The organism is Rhizobium tibeticum, from assembly GCF_900110205.1.
In the GTDB taxonomy this organism is placed as follows: domain Bacteria; phylum Pseudomonadota; class Alphaproteobacteria; order Rhizobiales; family Rhizobiaceae; genus Rhizobium; species Rhizobium tibeticum.
The window spans coordinates 1-1,466 of record NZ_FOCV01000147.1 but is presented as its reverse complement, the minus strand read 5'-3'; the positions used below and the strand labels follow the sequence as shown (position 1 = coordinate 1,466).

The window sequence follows — 1,466 nt, the reverse complement described above, 5'->3', positions numbered from 1 at the left end:
AGACTAGCAGGCTGCTGAAATAGCTAGGCCAAAGATAGACTACATCCGCCTTGGCGAGGCGGTTCGATGCGCGGGAGCGATGTGTTCCTGGAGCAGCTGTTCACGATGAAGCGGTTGGAGGATTTCGTTCCAGCCGATCATCCACTGCGCCCGATCCGGCTGATGGCCAACGAAGCGCTGGTGCGGCTAGATGGCTTGTTTTCTGGCATGTACGCCTGCAGTGCCAAAGGCGGTCGCCCCAGCATTGCGCCGGCAATTGATGGAGCAGGTGCTGGTTGCCGGGCGAACATTTCAGTGTGGATGGCACGTTGATCCAGGCCTGGGCCGGGCACAAGCGTTTCAAGCGCAAGGACGGCGATGACGAGGACCGCAGCGACTTCCGCGGACAATCGCGCAGCAACCACACGCACGTGCACACGAGCGATCCGGATGCGCGGCTGTATCGCAAAGGCAGCACGGCCAGCGAGCTGCGAACCGGGGCCTTCGGGTTCGTGCTTTCGACCGCCGCGCCGGTGATGTCGATATCGAAGGTGAGTGTGGCGAGATTGCCGGTCAGCGTGTTGGTTTCGTCGTCGATCTGGATGAAGTTCACGAGGTCGGACATCGCGGTATCTCCTTTGCTTGCGTTGTCGATGACACGACAGAGGACCGGCTCAGGCAGGAGCCTGCACCCGTAGGGACGCAGCGTTAGCGGAGGACGGTATTGACGGGCGATTTTGTCTCGCGAGGAAGTAACGCCAGGTGCAGGGAAAATCGTTCGGCAATGCTGTTGCTGGACGGCCGAACGGTCCTAGTGGCCCATTCGATCGACAACGCTGGCATGCAAAGGAGCTTCCATTCCCATGTCCCTCCCCTCCAACTTTTTCGGCGCCGAAACCAAAGCGCTGATCCGGCCGTGCTTGCGCTCCAACGCCGGCCATCGTCCCTGCGCCGCCGCGCGCGAAAACCGACATCCAGCCCTCGCCGCATGCGGCCAAAAAAAGCCGCCGCCCTGCCGTTCGCCGGCAGAGATTGCGATGAAGCCCGGCGGCCGCGGCTGCAGCTTGCTCTCGGTTGATGCGACCCTTTGCCGTTTTGCGACCGCTCAAAATCCGATCGCCGGCAGGTCCTCGACGGCAATCGCGGGCCACTCCTTTGAGTGCCCCTTCCTCGAGCGCAATTTTCCCCCACTCGCCGATCATCCGAAACGAAAACGAGCGATCTGACGCTAGTTCATGGCCGGTTTCTCCAAGGCTCGCGGCGTCGGCGCAAGGTGCAATTCACCCTTCGGAGAGCGGTAGAGCATCGACAGGAAGTATCGAGGCGGGCGCTTGATTTCCCAGAACCGATCGGCCGCCGGTACTGTACTGGCGCGGCAGGCGCCGAAGCGCGGCCCCACTCGAAAGCCTCGCCCGTTCCGAACGCCGCCACCATCGCCGTGGAGATTAGCGGGCCGACGCCGGGAACGCTCATCAGGCGCCGGCAAT

Annotated in this window: 1 protein-coding gene and 1 pseudogene; one reads left to right on the top strand and one right to left on the bottom strand. The window is 62.4% G+C overall.

All coding sequences use genetic code 11. From position 1 onward, the window contains the following. Positions 1 to 66: 66 nt before the first annotated feature. Positions 67 to 473, top strand: a pseudogene (locus BSG20_RS35300) (transposase); the annotation flags it as partial. 739 nt (positions 474 to 1,212) lie between these two features. Here BSG20_RS35300 and BSG20_RS39145 read toward each other — a convergent pair. Further along, positions 1,213 to 1,413, bottom strand: a complete 201-nt coding sequence (locus BSG20_RS39145) for a hypothetical protein (RefSeq protein WP_420884152.1) — start codon at positions 1,411 to 1,413, stop codon at positions 1,213 to 1,215. Between the last annotated feature and the right edge of the window lie 53 nt (positions 1,414 to 1,466).

Excerpts from the sequence above, each read along its gene's own strand:
- BSG20_RS39145 (WP_420884152.1), bottom strand. The coding sequence starts at position 1,413 with ATGGTGGCGGCGTTCGGAACGGGCGAGGCTTTCGAGTGGGGCCGCGCT.